The organism is Paenibacillus terreus (assembly GCF_042138595.1).
In the GTDB taxonomy this organism is placed as follows: Bacteria; Bacillota; Bacilli; order Paenibacillales; family Paenibacillaceae; genus Paenibacillus; species Paenibacillus terreus.
The window spans coordinates 324,643-341,735 of record NZ_JBHIRX010000003.1; the positions used below are offsets into that span (position 1 = coordinate 324,643).

16 protein-coding genes are annotated in these 17,093 nt (G+C 48.8%); 3 read left to right on the plus strand and 13 right to left on the minus strand.

All coding sequences use genetic code 11. From position 1 onward, the window contains the following. The 4 genes from ACE5KN_RS08425 to kduI all read right to left on the minus strand — a co-directional run bounded on the left by ACE5KN_RS08425 (nt 1) and on the right by kduI (nt 4,047). Nucleotides 1–1,407, minus strand: coding sequence for a sucrose-specific PTS transporter subunit IIBC (locus tag ACE5KN_RS08425; RefSeq protein ID WP_375525742.1), 1,407 nt, complete (start codon nt 1,405–1,407; stop codon nt 1–3). 255 nt (nt 1,408–1,662) lie between these two features. After that, nucleotides 1,663–2,439 carry a 2-dehydro-3-deoxy-D-gluconate 5-dehydrogenase KduD gene (gene kduD / locus ACE5KN_RS08430; RefSeq protein ID WP_375525741.1) on the minus strand — a complete coding sequence of 259 codons (777 nt, stop codon included), beginning with the start codon at nt 2,437–2,439 and terminating at the stop codon, nt 1,663–1,665. Nucleotides 2,440–2,546: 107 nt separating this feature from the next. Further along, complete coding sequence (locus ACE5KN_RS08435) at nt 2,547–3,194, minus strand: bifunctional 2-keto-4-hydroxyglutarate aldolase/2-keto-3-deoxy-6-phosphogluconate aldolase (protein WP_375525740.1); 648 nt, start codon at nt 3,192–3,194, stop codon at nt 2,547–2,549. Nucleotides 3,195–3,216: 22 nt separating this feature from the next. Next, nucleotides 3,217–4,047, minus strand: coding sequence for a 5-dehydro-4-deoxy-D-glucuronate isomerase (kduI, locus tag ACE5KN_RS08440; protein ID WP_375525739.1), 831 nt, complete (start codon nt 4,045–4,047; stop codon nt 3,217–3,219). A 303-nt stretch (nt 4,048–4,350) separates the two neighbouring features. On the opposite strand from kduI, the gene ACE5KN_RS08445 reads away from it, so the two are divergent. Beyond that, nucleotides 4,351–5,301 carry a sugar kinase gene (locus tag ACE5KN_RS08445; protein ID WP_375525738.1) on the plus strand — a complete coding sequence of 317 codons (951 nt, stop codon included), beginning with the start codon at nt 4,351–4,353 and terminating at the stop codon, nt 5,299–5,301. Between the two features lie 310 nt (nt 5,302–5,611). Here the strand turns inward: ACE5KN_RS08445 and ACE5KN_RS08450 are convergent, their stop codons facing one another. The 3 genes from ACE5KN_RS08450 to ACE5KN_RS08460 form a co-directional block, all read right to left on the minus strand. Then, nucleotides 5,612–6,067, minus strand: a complete 456-nt coding sequence (locus ACE5KN_RS08450; RefSeq protein ID WP_375525737.1) for a helix-turn-helix domain-containing protein — start codon at nt 6,065–6,067, stop codon at nt 5,612–5,614. 48 nt (nt 6,068–6,115) lie between these two features. Then, complete coding sequence (locus ACE5KN_RS08455; RefSeq protein WP_375525736.1) at nt 6,116–7,138, minus strand: LacI family DNA-binding transcriptional regulator; 1,023 nt, start codon at nt 7,136–7,138, stop codon at nt 6,116–6,118. 190 nt (nt 7,139–7,328) lie between these two features. Then, a complete protein-coding gene (locus ACE5KN_RS08460; RefSeq protein WP_375525735.1) occupies nt 7,329–8,735 on the minus strand; it encodes an MATE family efflux transporter in 1,407 nt (468 codons plus the stop codon). A gap of 445 nt (nt 8,736–9,180) precedes the next feature. On the opposite strand from ACE5KN_RS08460, the gene ACE5KN_RS08465 reads away from it, so the two are divergent. Beyond that, a complete protein-coding gene (locus ACE5KN_RS08465) occupies nt 9,181–10,176 on the plus strand; it encodes an acrylyl-CoA reductase family protein (protein WP_375525734.1) in 996 nt (331 codons plus the stop codon). A gap of 123 nt (nt 10,177–10,299) precedes the next feature. On the opposite strand, the gene ACE5KN_RS08470 is transcribed toward ACE5KN_RS08465, so the two are convergent. The 3 genes from ACE5KN_RS08470 to ACE5KN_RS08480 are packed head-to-tail and all read right to left on the minus strand — an operon-like array spanning nt 10,300 to nt 13,252. Beyond that, nucleotides 10,300–11,121 (minus strand): carbohydrate ABC transporter permease, encoded by an 822-nt coding sequence (locus tag ACE5KN_RS08470; RefSeq protein WP_375525733.1) that lies wholly within the window; start codon nt 11,119–11,121, stop codon nt 10,300–10,302. Beyond that, nucleotides 11,121–11,987 (minus strand): carbohydrate ABC transporter permease, encoded by an 867-nt coding sequence (locus ACE5KN_RS08475; RefSeq protein WP_375525732.1) that lies wholly within the window; start codon nt 11,985–11,987, stop codon nt 11,121–11,123. The genes ACE5KN_RS08470 and ACE5KN_RS08475 overlap by 1 nt, the downstream gene beginning before the upstream one ends. Before the next feature lie 29 nt (nt 11,988–12,016). Continuing rightward, complete coding sequence (locus ACE5KN_RS08480) at nt 12,017–13,252, minus strand: ABC transporter substrate-binding protein (protein ID WP_375525731.1); 1,236 nt, start codon at nt 13,250–13,252, stop codon at nt 12,017–12,019. Nucleotides 13,253–13,713: 461 nt separating this feature from the next. On the opposite strand from ACE5KN_RS08480, the gene ACE5KN_RS08485 reads away from it, so the two are divergent. Beyond that, nucleotides 13,714–14,061 carry a hypothetical protein gene (locus ACE5KN_RS08485; protein WP_375525730.1) on the plus strand — a complete coding sequence of 116 codons (348 nt, stop codon included), beginning with the start codon at nt 13,714–13,716 and terminating at the stop codon, nt 14,059–14,061. A gap of 145 nt (nt 14,062–14,206) precedes the next feature. On the opposite strand, the gene ACE5KN_RS08490 is transcribed toward ACE5KN_RS08485, so the two are convergent. The 3 genes from ACE5KN_RS08490 to ACE5KN_RS08500 form a co-directional block, all read right to left on the minus strand. Then, a complete protein-coding gene (locus ACE5KN_RS08490) occupies nt 14,207–14,632 on the minus strand; it encodes a hypothetical protein (RefSeq protein ID WP_375525729.1) in 426 nt (141 codons plus the stop codon). A gap of 542 nt (nt 14,633–15,174) precedes the next feature. Beyond that, nucleotides 15,175–15,363, minus strand: a complete 189-nt coding sequence (locus ACE5KN_RS08495; protein WP_375525728.1) for an aspartyl-phosphate phosphatase Spo0E family protein — start codon at nt 15,361–15,363, stop codon at nt 15,175–15,177. Between the two features lie 320 nt (nt 15,364–15,683). Beyond that, nucleotides 15,684–17,060, minus strand: coding sequence for a helix-turn-helix domain-containing protein (locus ACE5KN_RS08500; protein WP_375525727.1), 1,377 nt, complete (start codon nt 17,058–17,060; stop codon nt 15,684–15,686). Between the last annotated feature and the right edge of the window lie 33 nt (nt 17,061–17,093).

A 17,093-nucleotide genomic window follows, 5' to 3' on the forward strand; every position in this document is an offset into this window, starting at 1 on the left:
TTATTTGGTTTCTGTTTTTTCTTTAAATCCAAAGAGCCATGTGAGTGCAAAGGCCACAGCGAAGCCGATGAGACAAACAGCGATATACGGGATGATCTGCTTGTTCAGGTACAGCAGCATACCCGGAATGGCCGTAATCGACATGCCTGTTGCCTGAATGTTAAATATACGTGCGAAAAAGCCGCCAACCGCCCCGCCAATCAACCCCATCATGAACGGCTTGCCATAACGGATATTCACCCCGAAAATAGCCGGTTCCGTAATGCCTAATAACGCAGACATGGCGGAAGGATAGGCGATGGATTTGGTTTTTACATTTCTGGCTTTCAGACCGACGGCAAGTGCCGCGCCCGCTTGTGCGCAAATGGACGCCGAGCTGATCGGGTTTACCATGTTCCGGCCGGTGTCCACCAGCATCTGGATTTCGATGAGGTTCAATGCATGGTGCAGTCCGGTAACGACAATAAGCTGATTGATACCGCCATAAATAAACCCGCCAATGCCATATGGCAATTTCAAAATCGCTGTAACCGCCGCTAAAATTAAAACTTCCACTTCATGAAAGACAGGTCCGATCACGAACAAACCCAGTACAAGTGTAACCAGCAGTGTCAAAAACGGCGTTAAAATCAGATCCAATGCTTCGGGAACGGATTTCCGGATTCGCTTCTCCAGCATCGCCCCCATGACTCCTATAATGAACGCAGGCAGAACGGATCCTTGATAGCCTGCAATTTTGATAAATCCGAAAAACAGCAGGGGGTCCTGAACCTTCTGTGCGACATCCCAAGATGTAGGCAGTGAAGGGCTTACCAGCATTAATCCGAGCAAAATCCCCAGCAGGGGCGTCCCGCCGAACACCCTGAATGCCGACCAGCATACCAATACGGGTAAAAATGCAAATGCCGTATCGGTCAGAATTTGCGTAATTAACAAGAAATTTTGAGAAATATCATCCGGTGTAAGGCCAAATAACTGAAGCAGCGCAGGCTGAGTAACCAAACCTCGGACTCCCATGAATAGCCCTGTGGCTACCAATGCAGGTATAATCGGAACAAATACGTCCCCGAAAACCCGAATCATTCTTTTGAAAAAGTTATCATCCTGCGTGGAGGCCTGTTCTTTCAGCTCGGCCTTGGATGTAGCGGATACATTCTGGCCGATCATGGCTTCGTATACTTTGTTAACGGTACCGGTTCCAAAAATAATTTGATATTGTCCGGAAGTAAAGAACACTCCTTTGGCCTTGTCGATATTTTCAATAAACTCATCATCAATGATGTCTCTGTCTTTTACTACCAATCTTAGCCGTGTTGCACAATGGGCCATAGAAATAATATTGTCTTCTCCTCCAAGGCCTTTAATGACATCCCGGGCTATTTTAACGTATTCCTTTTCAAGGCTCATCTGTCTCTTCCTTTCCTTCTATGCTGCGCTTCTTTTGGTACTGTTTAATATTTTGGCCAAATATGCATTTAAAGAATATCATGGTGGCGCTTTCAAATAGCGTGATTATTTTACTACATTAAGGTCAAATTTTGACCTTTTCTTTTGTCGGCCGGAAAATATATGCCTTGGGGCTCGTGAAACGCAAAAACAGCCCGGAAGAATTCTTCGGGCTGTGCAGGCGAACTTTTATTTCAATTTTTTGTTATTTCGTTGTTATCTGACGAGCCAGCCACCATCGACCGCCAGGACATGACCGTTCATATAGTCGGAAGCGCGGCTGCACAGGAATACCATAACTCCCATCAGATCGAATGGCTGACCCCAACGCCCTGCAGGGATACGGGAGAGAATCTCCTGATTACGCGCTTCATTCGCGCGGATCGGCGCCGTGTTGGCTGTCTCGATATAACCGGGCGCGATGGCGTTAATTTGCACATTGTGGATGGCCAGTTCGTTGGCGAACGCTTTCGTAATCCCGGCAACGGCATGTTTGCTGGCTGTGTATGGCGGCACGAACTTCCCGCCCTGGAAGGCGAGCATGGAAGCAACGTTGACGATCTTGCCGCTCTTTTGCTCCACCATGATTTTGGCGACTTCCTGGCTCAGGAAATATACCGAGTTCAAATTGATTTCCATAACGGCATTCCAGTCTTCCTCTTTGTATTCAAGCAAAGGTGCTCTGCGGATCGTACCCGCGTTGTTGACCAGAATATCGATTTTGCCGTACGCATCCATACAGGCTTTAACTGCGCCTGTGCGGGCCTCCTTATCGGTCAGATCAGCCTGGTGAAAAACGGCCTTGGAGCCTTCCTTTTCGATGAATGCGCGGGTTTCCTCCCAGTCCTGGTCATACGTAATGACGAACAGATCAGCCCCCGCCTTGGCGAGCGCCACCGCATAGCCTTGTCCAAGCCCCGTATTGCCGCCGGTAACAATGGCTGTTTTCCCCTTCAGGCTGAAAAAATCCAGCGAAAATGCATCCAATCCCATGATAAACCCTCCATTTATCTTGAAATTAAAATAATTGATTAATATTTTGCCTGCATCCGACCATGGATGGCACCGGTACAGGCAAAATATTGAATCCGTTTCTTCCGTTACTTCTGTTCCCCGATCACCTGCGCCGCCTTGGCCACATATTGGGCAGCGGTTTCCGTAATCAGATCATAACGGTTGTCACGGGCAGGAGCCGTCAAATTGCCGCCGATTCCAACCGCAATGCAGCCGTTTTGCAGCCATTTTCCGATGTTGTCCAAATCCACTCCGCCTGTCGGCATGATCTGCACATGAGGCAGCGGCCCTTTGACAGCCTTGACGAAATCAGGACCGAGCGCGCTGCCCGGGAACAGCTTCAGGACATCCACCCCGAGCTTCAGCGCTTCCTTCATTTCCGTGATCGTCATGCAGCCGGGCATATAAGGAATGCTGTACAGATTGCACATTTTCGCCGTCTCTTCATCAAATGCGGGACTCACCACAAACTCGGCCCCGGCCATGATGGATATACGCGCTGTATGCGCATCAAGCACGGTGCCGGCACCGATTACCGCTTTATCCGAATACGCCGCCTTCAGCTTCTTGATAACCTGATCCGCTTCGGGTGTTGTAAAGGTAAGCTCGATATTAGTGAGGCCTCCTTCTATGCACGCTTCCGACATTTTAAAGGCCGACTCAGGATCATCGGCACGGATGACCGCTACGACTCCCAGTGACTTGATGTTTTGCAGCACCTTCATTTTGATCATATAATCTTTCTCCTTTCAGGGGTTAGCGGAGTTCATCCATGGCTACCGCATCCATATCCTTGTAAGTGTAGTTCTCGCCGGCCATAGCCCAGATAAACGTATAATTGCTCGTGGCCGCTCCACAGTGAATGGACCAGGGCGGGGATATGACGGCCTCTTCGTTCTTCATCACGATATGGCGCGTCTCCGTCGGCTCACCCATCATGTGGAACATTCTTGCGTTCTCATCCAGCTCAAAGTAGAAATAGACTTCCATCCGGCGGTCATGCGTATGGGTAGGCATTGAATTCCATACACTTCCCTTGTTCAGGGAGGTCATGCCCATGACGAGCTGACAGCTTTGAATACCATCCTCATGGATGTATCTGCGCAGAACACGGCTGTTGGCTGTTTCCGAAGAGCCGAGCTCCTCGGCCGGGACGGTCGCAAATTCCTGCTTTTGCGTGGGATAGGTTTTATGGGCAGGGGCAGATGCAATATAAAATTTGGCGGGCTGGTCCTTGGCATCACTTTCAAAAACAAGCTCCTTGCTGCCAAGTCCGACATACAGACAGTCCTTCGGCTGCAGCTTATAGACCTCTCCGTCCACGCGGACCGATCCACTGCCGCCGACGTTGAAGATGCCCATTTCACGGCGCTGCAGGAAATAGTCAGCCTTGATTTCATCATACCCTTTTAATTCGACTGAATTGTTAACCGGATAAATCCCCCCGATCATCATACGGTCCTCCAGGGTATAACACAGCTGTACTTCATCTGGAATGAACAGATCCTGAACCAAAAACTGGCTGCGCAGCTGCTCTGTCGTAAATGTCTTGGCATGCTCCGGATGGATGGCATAACGCTTATCCATAACCAAACCCTCCATTTAGGTAAAATTTTATTTTACATTTACTAATTAAAACCCCTTACACCGCAAAATACTAAATAGTATTAGAGGTCCTGTCAATGTAATAATGCATGTTTTAACGTAAAAATTATTTTTTGAAGCGGTTTCGTGGCAAAAAATAGAATAATTATAGAACAAATTCATGATTTTCGGGAGCTGCACATTTCATTATTGTTAAAAACCGGTTTATGTGTTACCTTCAATTTGATCAGTATACATGTGCATGTTTTCATCATGTTAGATATGGAATGAGGAGGCTTTTTAGATATGACTAAACAGCTGGATGTCGTAACCTTTGGCGAGCCGATGGCGATGTTTTATGCGAACGAAACGGGTGCCTTGCATGAAGTGACTTCGTTCTCGAAGGCCCTTGCAGGCGCGGAAACCAACGTGGTTACCGGCCTGTCCCGCCTGGGGTTGAGCGCAGGCCTTGTGACCCGGCTCGGCCAGGATACGTTCGGCCGGTTTATAGAGCAAGCATTACAGAAGGAGAAAATTGACACCAAATCGGTTTACTTTACGAATGAAGCTCCTACCGGGATGCTCATTAAATCCAAGGTGGAAGAGGGGGACCCTGAGGTAGAGTATTTCCGCAAAAATTCCGCCGCTTCGCAGCTTGGCCTGGAGCATTTTGACGAAGACTATTTCGCCTCCGCGCGGCATCTGCATCTAACCGGCATTTCCCCTGCGCTGTCCGCATCCTGCAGCGAGTTTGCCCTGCATGCCATGAAATTCATGAGGGAAAAGGGGAAAACGATCTCCTTCGATCCGAACCTTCGGCCCAAGCTGTGGCCTGATACACAGACGATGGCCAATGCGATCAATGAGCTGTCCACCTACTGCGACTGGTTCCTGCCTGGTATCGGGGAGGGTAAAATACTGACCGGGTTTACTAAACCAGAAGATATCGCCGCTTTTTATATGGAACGGGGCGTCAAGGTTGTTGTGATTAAAATGGGAGCAGAAGGTGCTTATTATAAAACAGCGGAAGAGGAAGGCATGGTGAAAGGCTTTAAGGTGAAGCAGGTGGTGGACACCGTTGGTGCCGGCGACGGCTTTGCCGTTGGAGTCATCAGCGGGCTGCTCGACGGATTAAGCCTCACAGAGGCTGTACGGCGCGGGAACGCAATCGGGGCACTGGCCGTTATGTCGCCGGGCGACTCCGACGGCTTGCCGACGCGTGAGCAGCTGGCGGCTTTTATGGAACATGGTGCTTGATACGACGACAAAAGGAGGGCTGCTCATTTCGAGCAGCCCTTTTTTCGTTAAAGAAAAGGCTCAAAACCGAAATCGTAGCTTAACCGGGGGACAGCGGATGAGGCAACATATAAGAGGACGAAAATAATCTAACGGTTGTACTCGACGCTAATAGGGCAAAAAACAAGAGGATAAAAAATATAACGGTTGCCAGCGAGCCTATTTCCCCTTTTTCGGCGGTTAAAGAGGAGGTTTCGTCCAAATAAGCGCGCCTGCAACCGTTAAAAATAAAGCATACGCTGTTTCGCTCGAATAAGCGCAATGGCAACCGTTAGCCTAACCTCTCAAGCAGGTGCTGCCAAACTTGAGCATCGGTCTCTTCTTCAGGTGTCAATTTTGCTTTTGTTCCGAGTGTTCGTTCAAACGCATCACCGTATTTTTTTTTGTAGTAGGCAATCTGCCGCGTATAATAGTCCAAATCACTTTCTGCTTTTTGAACGGTTTCAGCTTCCTGCTTGTGCCACATACTGACGACATCGCGAACAAGAACTCTTTTTCCAGATGCCGTAACAAATTCGGTGTCATCAGGTAGTTTATTATGTCTTCTCGAGCCAGCTTTTTTAAATCCAACAAATCGGTCTTGATCGAGCCAATTATGGATGGTCATGACACTAACACCAAAGAATTTAGCCAGTTGGCCTGGGGAATATTCTTCAATCTGCTTTGCGGAAGCTGTAGCATCTGTCATTTGGGAATCTGTTGCAACATGTAGTGCGTGTTTGAACAAGACTTCACCCCCCGTTTGGAAGCAGCATGTTTTTCAAGCAAGATCACTCTAAACACCATTCAAGCTGCGTACAGACTTCCCGCGCACCAGTGACGGCACGAACCGGTAGATGATCGGTACGGCGCTGTCCCGTTCTTCGATGGAGCTCATCAGGGCACGCGCTGCCTGTCTCCCGATATCCGCCGCAGGCTGGCGGATCGTCGTAATCGCAGGGTTATAGATATGTGCGAACTGAGCATCATCGATGCCCACAATGGACACATCCTCCGGAATGCTCAGCCCCCTGGCGTTCACAAACTGAAGCATCTCGGCCAGCACAATGTCGTTGCCGGCCAGCAGGGCAGTCGGCGGCTCCTCCAGCGCGAACAGCCGGTCCAACGTGGCGCTAATCTCCTCCCGTGGCACACTGTGCATATACTCCTGCCGAAGGGGAAGACCCTGCTCCTCCATTCCTTTTTTATATCCGCTCACCCGCTCAACTCTTGGTGTGATCCTGTGCTCCCCGATGGGGAGGGTCACCAGCGCGATACGGGTATGACCATGCTCGGTCAGCTCCTGGATACCAATTTTGACGGCCATCTCGTTATCAAGAAGCAGGCTTTGCGTGTTGACTCCTTCCACCAGCCTGTCGATGAATACGAGAGGAAACTTCTCTTCCACAAGCCTGTTGTAGGTCTCCGCATTCTGCCCTGTCGGAAAAATGACCAGTCCGTCCACCTGACGGGCCAGCAGCATGTCAATGTGCCGGCTTTCCTTATCGGGATTTTCATCCGCATTGCAGACAATAACTTGAATGCCGTACTGCTGCAGCTCATTTTCAATAGCACGGATGCTTTGGATCGACAGTGTATACTCCAGATTGCCGACGATGACTCCTGCCATGTAGGTGCGATTGTGCTTCAGGCTTCTGGCCAGGCCGTTAGGCTGATAATTCAATTCCTTGATGACCTGCTCGATTCTGGCCTTGGTCTCATCGCTCATATATTTGTAACGTTTATTCAAGAACTGGGAAACCGTGCTTTTGGACACTCCCGCCTCCCGTGCCACATCCGCAATGGTCAATTTCTTCATCTCTAAATCCCCTTATGGCCTTATCGCCTGTTCAATAAACATAATCGTAAATGAGTATACGTTTTTTTTAGTAAATTTACTATTCTATTTTTGGTAAACAGGGTAATAATTCAAAAAAACCTCCGCCGCCAGGAGGCCAATCGGAGGCTCCCTCTGACAGACGAAGGTTATTAATGACAGCAGCAAGGTGTTAAATTGCAGGTGCAGCAGCTGCAGGCTTGTCGGCAGATTCATGCTCAACAAGTCCATGCTTCTCCCAAACCCGGCTTTTCCAGCGGAAGTACATGACGACCGCGCGAGTCCACTCATCTGCGGCGATGGCAAGCCATACTCCCGCCAGCCCCATATTGAGCTTGAACACAAGCAGATAGCCGAGCGGAAGGCTCATGCACACCATGGAGATGAGGCCCATGAACACCGGGAATTTCGCATCCCCGGCTGCGCGCAGGGAGCTGATGATGACAATGTTGGTGGTGCGTCCGCTCTCCAGCAGGAGACTGAGCAGGAGCACCTGTGCGCCAAGACGGATAATTTCAGGATTATCCGTAAAGATCCCCATGAGCGGAACCCGGAAAGCAACCACGATTAGATCAATTGTCACCGTAACGATGAGCGCCCATTTGGCGCTTTTCAGCACACGCGCATAAGCGGCGTCCTTCTCTCTTGCTCCGACCAAGCGGCCTACGATAATGGCCGTCCCCATACCAACCGCCATGCTGAACAGATAAATGTAGCTGGAAATATTCAAAGCATACTGCCGTGTCGCCATCGCTTCAGCCCCCAGATAGGTTACATAGAGGGTGAACACGAGCTGGCAGGACTGGTATGTGATGGATTCCAGCGCCGACGGAATGCCGATACGCAATATTTTAACAATATAATCCTTGGACAATTTCACATAATAAATAAGCTGAACACGCACTTCCGTCACTCTGTACATCAGCCAGAAGAAGATCAAGAGACAGATCAGGCGGCTGCCGACGGTGGAGATGGCCGCACCTTCCACACCCAACGCAGGAGCGCCGAAGTTGCCAAAGATCAGCGCATAGTTGCCGACCACGTGGATGACATTCATGAGCACGGAAATATACATCGTTTCCTTGGTAAAACCGTGCGTACGGATCGTCGCCGCCAGCGCGTTGATCAGCGCCTGCAGGAAGATGGCTCCGCCGACAATGCTCATATAGGACTGCGCGTAAGCGAGAATTTCACCCTGGACGTTCAGCCACTGCAGCATGTGCGTGCCGAACAGCAGGAAGATCGCGCTCAGCAGCAGACCCACCATCAGGTTTAACGTAATAGCCGTGCCCGTGACGCGGGCCGCTTCAATCAATTTCTTGGAACCGATATATTGTGCGACAACGATGGCAGCACCGTTGCCGATGACTTCCAGGACAAGAATGGCAATGGAAATAATCTGGTTCGCCGCACCCACTCCGGATACCGCATCATCGGAGACGGAGCTGAGCATGAAGGTATCCATGCTTCCCATCAGCATGAACAGGAACAACTCCAGGAAAATAGGCCAGGTCAAACGGAAAATGTTCAACTGGCTCCCCGGCAGCGACGAGCCTTTATTTAATGCTTTAGCAGTCAATGATGTCACCTTTCTCTGTTAAGCTATTTTTAGATCAAGGGGTATGTTAGCACATCCAAATTGAAAATGCAGCAGATTTTTGTAAATAGATGAAAAAAGCCATAAAATATGATTTATCACTTTCATCAAAAATGATTATGTTCGTTTATAGCCTGCCACAAGCCGCTATAGAACCGCGTTTTCTGAGGATCATCTATTGTAAGAAAAGCGTCTGTCGTCGTATTTTCAAAGAAGTCAACTCGCATTTATGCGGAAGTTTTTCTTGTGATTTCAGAAAGCCAATGACAGGAAGTTTATACTTTCAGAAATATTGAAAAAACGGAGGCTACGTGTGATATCATCGTTTGACTGCTGCAAAAGGGTGGTCTAGCATAGATAACGACTATTGGTTCTCTGTAGAGGTCTTCTCCGTTTCACTGAAAAAAATACGAAAGAAGGTCGTTCTATGACTCTGACATTCAGGGCACTTGTTGTTGATAACAAGGATAAATTCACCATGGGCATATCCCAGCTTTCCCTTGAGGATCTGCCGGAAGGGGAGGTGCTGATCAAGACCGCTTACTCCAGCGTAAATTATAAAGACGGGCTTGCGGGCACACCGGACGGCAAAATCGTCACCTCTTATCCGTTCGTCCCCGGCATCGACTGCTCGGGCACAGTCGTGTCCTCCACAGATAGCCGGTATGAGGAAGGGCAAGCGGTGCTCGTCACCGGCTACGGGCTGGGCGTCACCCATTTTGGCGGCTTCAGCGAGTATGTGCGCGTTCCCGCCGAGTGGGTCGTGCCCCTCCCTGAGGGCTTGTCGCTGCGGGAGGCGATGATTTTCGGCACTGCCGGTTTTACCGCCGCTCTCTCAATCGACCGGCTGGAGCAGCACGGAATGGCCCCCGGCAAAGGGAAGGTGCTCGTCACCGGGGCAACCGGCGGCGTGGGTGCTGCAGCCGTGGCCCTGCTGTCCCGGGCGGGCTATGAGGTGGCCGCAAGCACAGGCAAGGCCGATGCCCATGACTACTTGCGCTCTCTTGGAGCGCATGAAATGCTGTCCCGGGACGAGGTCTATGACGGCGGCCGCATCAAGGCGCTCGACAAGCAGCTTTGGCAGGCCGCCATCGATCCGGTCGGCGGCCCATCGCTCGCTGCTGTCCTGAGCCGCATCGCCTATGGCGGCTCCGTCGCCGTCAGCGGACTTACAGGCGGAGGCGGCGTGCCAACCACCGTGCATCCGTTCATTCTGCGCGGCGTCAGTCTGCTTGGCATCGACTCCGTCTTCTGCCCATATGATACGCGGCTGCAGATTTGGGAACGGCTGGCAGGGGACCTGAAGCCACAGCAGCCTGAGCTGCTTGTGGAGAAGGAAGTGTCTCTGGAAGCTCTGCCCGGCTCCCTGGCAGGTATTCTACAGGGACAATCGCGAGGAAGAACGCTCGTGCGCTTCTCTTAATTTTTCTCACGGCACAGGATATGCGCGGAACAGCGAGAGATCGCCTTTTGAGCGTCTTGCAATAACGAAAAAAATAGTGCCCCAAGTCGTTGGACCATTGGGGCACTCCCCTTTTCATCAATATTACTTTACCGAGCCCTGCGTAACCCCGTTAATAATCCATTTCTGCGCAAACAGGTACACGATGATCATCGGCAGCAGCGCCATCAGATACGAGGCGAACGCCAGATTGAAATCGGTGTTGAACTGTCCCTGGAATACGTACTGTACAAGCGGCAGCGTGTACTGCTCCTGGTCGCTGATGATGATCAGAGGCAGCAGAAAGTCATTGTACGTGGACAAACAGGTCAGAATGCCGACGGTGGCGCTGATCGGCGCCATCAATGGGAAAATGATACGCCAGAAGGTGCCCCACGTCGTGGCCCCATCCACACGAGCCGCCTCCTCCAGCGCTTCCGGTATGGAGCGGATGTAGCCCACATAGACGAATACGTTGAAAGCCAGACCGTATACCGTATGCAGCAGTATGAGACCTACAAGATTCGTCATGTTGAGTCCTGCCGCCAGTTTGACAATCGGCAGCATGATGATTGGAAACGGGATGAACATGGCGCTGACGAAATAGAAGTACAAGCCCTTAAAAAACCTCCGCTGCATATTGCGGGCAATCGCGTAAGCAACCAGCGAGTTGGACAGCAGGGTCAGGATGACGGTAGCCGTCGTGACGAGTACGCTGTTGCCGAAGGCCTGAAAGAAGTTGGTCATTTCCACGGCACGGGCAAAGTTATCCCATTGCGGCACTGCAGGAAAGGCGAATATAGACTGGCGCATTTGCTCCGGATTTTTCAGCGCAATCGTCACGGTCATATATAATGGAAACAGAATCAAGATGGTGCCAAGCGCCACCAGAAGCATGACAATCCAATTTGTACGTCTCCTAGTCATTACATGTTCATCTCCCTTCTCTGCAGGAATCTGAGCTGTGCGAAGGAGATGAGTGCGATCACGATAAAGTAAATGACCGAGTTGGCCGACTGATAGGCAAATTCCCCTCCCTCAAATCCCCCTGTGAATATCAGGTGCGAGATGGACTGCGTCGCGCGCCCGGGTCCTCCGTTCGTCAGGGCGACGATCTGGTCGAACACCATCAGCGAGTTTTTCATCGCCAGCACCATATTAATCGTGAAGAACGGCGCAATCAGCGGAAAGGTAATGCTCCAGAACTCGCGCCATTTGCTGGCCCCGTCCAGATTCGAGGCTTCATACAGGCTGGTGGGTATCGTCTGCAGGCCCGCCAGATAGAGAATTGTATTAAAAGCGATTCCCTGCCAGACGGCCACGATGACAACCCCGATCCAGGCGTGGCTTTCGCTGCCCAGGATATTGGTGGATAAGGCTTCAATCCCCAGATACTGCCCCCACACCGTGAACACATTCGAGAACAGATAGTTGAATATGTATCCCACAATCAGAACGCTCAAAATGTTGGGCAGAAAATAAATGCCGCGAAAGAAATTGCGAAACTTGATTCTGGCATTCAGGCCAAGCGCGATCAGCAGGCTTAGAATGTTGATGAGGATCGTAACCACCACGGAAAATTTGAACGTAAACCAGTAAGCATTGCCAACATTATTATCCTGAAAAAGATTGATGTAATTCTTCAATCCGACGAAATCGTAGTTATCGCCAAAGCCGTTATAATTCGTCAGCGAGTAATACACGCCCTGCAAAGCGGGCAGGGTCAGAAATGTGAAGAATAAAACAACGGCAGGCACGGTCATCCAGTAAAAAGGCAGCAGACGCTTTCTCATCTTTCATCCTCCTTGGGAATCACGCCGGATTAACGGCGGTTCGCCACTTTATCCCATTCGGTATCAAGCGTTTTCAAATAATGATCGATATCCCTGTCCTGCAGGAAAGCCTGGACGATGGAGTTAAGCTGTACGGCCGCCGGAATATAGTGGTCCGCAAAATCAACGATCCGCCCGCTCTTCAGATAAGGCTGAAGCCCCGCTACAGCCGGGTCGTCCTGTACCACACCCTTCACAGCGGAAAACATCGTCTGCTCGGTAATGTACTGCTTGCTGTGTGCCGGATCGAGCAGGAAATCAATGAACCGCTCCGCCTCCGCCTTATGCGGCGAATCCTCCGCGATGGTAAACAGTGTATCCACGCCGGAGATCAGCTTGTTCTTCTCTGCGTTATCTCCCGTAGGGAGCGGAAAGAATCCAAGCTCAATATCCGGATTGGCCTTGCGGATTTCCGGGATCGCCCAGGTGCCCTGAATGTACATGTAAGCTTCCCCGTTCGCAAAAGCACGGTTACCGTCCGCATAGGACTTGCCGAAGTTATCGCTGTGTCCGAAGTGCAGCAGCTCCAGCTGCTTCTCCGCAATTTCGTGGAATTTCTCCTGAAATGTGACCTGGTTCTCCCTGCGCTTCAGAAAGAAATCAATCCCGACCAGGTTCGGGGCAAGCTGGTTGAAGGGCAGGTTCGTCTGCCAGTCATCCTTGTATGTATAATAAAAAGGGATTTTCCCCGCATCCTTGATCTTCTGCGCCGTGGTGATCAGCTCGTCCCAGGTGCGTGGAACGCTCAGCCCCATGTCACGAAACAGCGCCTTGTTGTACATGACGCCATTTGCATTTGCCGCGAAAGGAATGCCTGTAATTTCCTGCATGCCGGTAACATCCTTCAGCATCTGCACATAAGCCGGTTCAACCTTGTCCACGAGCGGGCTGGCAGTCAGGTCCGCAAAAATCCCGCTGTTGGCCAGCACCGAATATGTATCTGTCGCGCCAAGCGCGATAACATCAGGCACGTCTTCTTTGACCACCCGCGTCATGAGCACCGTCTCCGCATCCGGCGGATTCACCTGTGTCACTTCGACATCGGGATTTTCCTGATTGAATTGGGCAATCAGCTTGTCAAACGATGCTTTCGCCTCGGGTTTGTTCTGGAAAAACTCCACCTGCACCTTGCCGTTCGCTGCCCGATCCTGCCCACAAGCAGCAAGCAGCGTTGTCAAGAGCAGCAGTGCGGCCAGAACAGCCGGCATTTTGCCTATTCTTCTCATCCTCATTCCTCCTGTCCTTCCGACTCCCGGTTTCCAAAAACAATTACCCAATTCCGTAATATAAGAAACCAATCAGTAATTAGAAATTATGTCCAAAATAATAGACATCCAAACGATGTCAGTTTGGTATTCCCCCATGGAAGACAACGAAAAAAGAGTTCATGTAATAACGAATTCAATACTATATGCTTTTGTATTCAAATAGCTTAATAGCTGGAAATAATGGTATAATTGGAAGGACAGAGTAACCGGTGGGTAAAGACACGGTGAAGCTAACCCGAGAGGGGGTGGCACCGTGTCACTTCTTGCATTAGTGCAGAATTTCCTGGAGATCAGCGATAAGCTGGTGAGTATTGCCGTGGGTATAGTTACCTTGTGCATTACGTGGAAAGCAGCGCGAGACAAGAAAAACCACCGGGAATGGGTATGTACGTGCTTACTATCAATAAGGAGGCATTTTTTTGAAAAAGAAAGAATTAGTTGTTTTATCGTTAGTCGCAGTGGCCTTAATTGGGACAACCGTTGCTGTGAAGTCAGTGTCCTTTGCTGATACCGACAGACAACATGAGGGAACCATTCTGCCGGGGGTTAGCGGCTTTGATGAGGGGAAAGTGTTATCTGAGGAAGAAATGGACACACTACTTAGTAAAGTTGAAAGTATTGGTACTCATTACGGCGAATTTTATCGTGTAGAGTCTGAAGATCCCTCTATTCCTGCCGAAGAAACGGTGTATGATAAGCAGGAGGTTAAACCAAACACCAAGCAGATTATCAAGGAATACGGTGTGTTTATCAAAACTGCTGAATAATTTCGATCCTGTTGACAAGGTGCTCCATTTTCGTATGGGGCACCTTGTTTCATTTTACAAGACCATGTACGGAGCATAAGCAGGTTGCTGCGGCGGCAGTACCTGACCGCTGTATAGCTGTTCCATTTTTGAGTAACTCAAGTCATTATGCAATTCTAAGCCAGTGAAGCAAGCGATTAAGTAGATAAATGGAGTACCTTGTTAGCGGTCCAGTGACTGGAAGCATTATCGTTGCCATGAGTAAAGCATAAGGAATTAAGAATCGCGGATCCGTTATCCAGCTACCAAAATCAAGGTAGCTTCTGATTATGGTTCCTACCGTATTGATAAGAAAAACGCAAATCCAAGCTATGATTACACTAACGACCCACAGGGTAATGTTGGAAAAATGTTTTTTTGTTATAATTGCACCAATAACAGCAAATGTTATGGCAGCGGGAATGATGGCAGAAAAAAATTTCAAGCTGGTATATCCAACCATTCCGCCGAGAAGATTAACCACCAAAGAAGCTGCAATTGACGCTATTGCACCAAATACCATGCCTATTACTATTCGGCTGATCAGCTTCATGAGTCTCCCACCCTTAATAATAAACAAATAGCAGCAAAACTTGGACTTTCCAGACGACGTAACACCGGTTATTGGAACTCATTAACGTCAAGGAGAAAGACACCTTTCATTATCGGTTCCGGTGTAATACATTAATTAACTGAAGTGCATCCCGGAAGCCTTGCATATAGATTTCTCTTTCCAGGTAGGACTGTATGGATAACTGGGTGTCTTCGTAAAGCAATATCGTATGCTTCAAATCGTCGGGTACTGCTTGGCCAATAGCTTGAAAGTAACTATCACATTCTTCGATCTGCTGACGATAATCTGGCTGCGAATGAGACAAGTGATTGTATAATAACTCTATGCGCGTTCGAATTAAGGGCTCTGCCAAAGATTCGAGCGATTCCAGCATGCTCACACCTCTTTTTATAAAAAATTTACACATTGGAAAGTACAAATTGTATGGCAAAAATGAAATTAAATTACCACTGCATTCAAATATCTGATAATATAAAAGGGCGAGGGAACCCGGCAAAAGTTTCTCGCCCAAAGTCGATTGTTTAAGCAATCGGCTTTTTTAGTTTCTCTTTCTCTGTTCGATTATACCGATTGATCAGCTCGTCCAGCTGCATGGATTGCTTGATTATTCTTGGATGACTCAGTTCACCGCACTCCTGCACCAGCAGATGCAATTTTTGCCGCGCCCGCTCAATTTGGATTCGTAGAATTACTTTGGAACTGCTTGTCATTGCTTCACCCCTCCTTGTGTGATATTTTAGGTTTTTATGTCAAATAATTGAACCGCATAGGGAAGACATGTCACCATTTACTGGAATCAAAGTCATCCGCTCCGTTCCGCCAGGCATAATGCTGCTTCTCTCAAATAGCCTTGAATAAACAAAAAACATCCCCAAAAGAGGATGCCTTTGCAGATTTTAGCTTTTATTGGAGGCGAAGCCTTCTCACAATCCGGAACGGCGCCTACTGAACTACATTCCTGCTCCTTTATCCTCCGCCCGCCCCATGACCTAATGTAGATGCAATCGTAGTAACAACTATAACTACAAAACTACTCGTAACTAAAGATAACCAAATGTTTATTTTTCTCATTGATCCGATTCACCTCACCTGACAGCAATTTGAAATCCTTCTTTTCTTCCTCGCTCGCCCAATCCCGGTACATTTCAAATAGTGTCAAACCGTTAAGAATGTTCTTTATACTGTTGATTCTAACCGATAGTCGCAAACCTTCGAGTATGGAATTTACTGCATGATCATGGCCCCTTTTGAATCGATATATTGCTAAATCACTAAAAAATCGGGCGAGTTTTTCCTTTACTACAGAGTTGTTATACGGACCATATTTCCCCTCCATCTCCATAGATGGAATATACGCCGTAAAACGCTCCAATATGTGATCAATATCAAAATCAAAGCGATTAGCCGCTTTGACCATATAGCCCAAAGCAATAAAGATTTCCGCTGGACGAGTGGCTACAAAATCTGCGTATTCTCCTAACGCCTCGGCTTGACCAGATAGTAACCGGTACAAAAATCTATTGGCAGTTGCCCATTCAGCAAACTGGTGGATGTACCGACGTGCTTCTTCGTCATCCTCGCGAACCCACAATTCTCCTTGTTCATACTTCGAAACATAACTTAATGCCCCATCATAATCCTGGAATTCTTCACAAACAGTGGAACGAAAAAGCAAACCATACAAAATATAAAAATAGAATGGCTGTTTTGGTTTGCGTTCAGTTGAAGGCTGCTCATACTGGAGCGTAGCGACTCGCAGCATTTCCACTGCCAGTTCATCTACCTTTTTCCACTTATGAGCGGTCATCAAAACATGAATCAACTCTTTCAATGCATCAAGCTGATCCGCTTCATCCAAACGGCTCACATACGGCTCAAATAAAATAGCCGATCTTAAATTCTCCTCCAGGTCATCCCCCAACGAGAGCTCGAACAGCCGATAACGGCAAATGGCCAATCTTTCTGAGTGCTGGAATCTTTCCGCTTCGCTTACCTGGGTATAAATTAAAGCCGCAGCTTGTCTTAGATCAGAAGCGAATAGGGCTTCCGCTACATCAAACAAAATGGATGTGTATGAGAGATCCTCCAATAATCGATGAACAATCCGTTCGATGCAATCCAAGCGGTTCAGTTCCGCACACCGAAAAATAAAGGGACGAATCCGCCGCATGCTCGGGGAAAAAGCGAAGCATTCTTCAACATATGATTCAAAGAAAAAATCTTCAGGTAATTCCATCGCTGATGTAATCGACTCCAATTGTCGGAGTGAAATAGGTTTTGTGCCTTGAAGCATCCGACTCAACGTACCGGCATTCACATTAGAAATACTTGAAAATTGAGTGAAACTTAAATTATGTTTCTGCATGTATGTACTGAGTGTTTCACGAATTGTATCGCCTGACTTCAAACCAGACTCACCCCCTATACCACACAAACAAAA

Bases quoted from the DNA above. Each gene is read 5' to 3' on its own strand.
- ACE5KN_RS08425 (WP_375525742.1), bottom strand. From the start codon at position 1,407: ATGAGCCTTGAAAAGGAATACGTTAAAATAGCCCGGGATGTCATTAAA.
- kduD (WP_375525741.1), bottom strand. From the start codon at position 2,439: ATGGGATTGGATGCATTTTCGCTGGATTTTTTCAGCCTGAAGGGGAAA.
- ACE5KN_RS08435 (WP_375525740.1), bottom strand. From the start codon at position 3,194: ATGATCAAAATGAAGGTGCTGCAAAACATCAAGTCACTGGGAGTCGTA.
- kduI (WP_375525739.1), bottom strand. From the start codon at position 4,047: ATGGATAAGCGTTATGCCATCCATCCGGAGCATGCCAAGACATTTACG.
- ACE5KN_RS08445 (WP_375525738.1), top strand. From the start codon at position 4,351: ATGACTAAACAGCTGGATGTCGTAACCTTTGGCGAGCCGATGGCGATG.
- ACE5KN_RS08455 (WP_375525736.1), bottom strand. From the start codon at position 7,138: ATGAAGAAATTGACCATTGCGGATGTGGCACGGGAGGCGGGAGTGTCC.
- ACE5KN_RS08465 (WP_375525734.1), top strand. From the start codon at position 9,181: ATGACTCTGACATTCAGGGCACTTGTTGTTGATAACAAGGATAAATTC.
- ACE5KN_RS08470 (WP_375525733.1), bottom strand. From the start codon at position 11,121: ATGACTAGGAGACGTACAAATTGGATTGTCATGCTTCTGGTGGCGCTT.
- ACE5KN_RS08475 (WP_375525732.1), bottom strand. From the start codon at position 11,987: ATGAGAAAGCGTCTGCTGCCTTTTTACTGGATGACCGTGCCTGCCGTT.
- ACE5KN_RS08480 (WP_375525731.1), bottom strand. From the start codon at position 13,252: ATGAGAAGAATAGGCAAAATGCCGGCTGTTCTGGCCGCACTGCTGCTC.
- ACE5KN_RS08490 (WP_375525729.1), bottom strand. From the start codon at position 14,632: ATGAAGCTGATCAGCCGAATAGTAATAGGCATGGTATTTGGTGCAATA.
- ACE5KN_RS08495 (WP_375525728.1), bottom strand. From the start codon at position 15,363: ATGACAAGCAGTTCCAAAGTAATTCTACGAATCCAAATTGAGCGGGCG.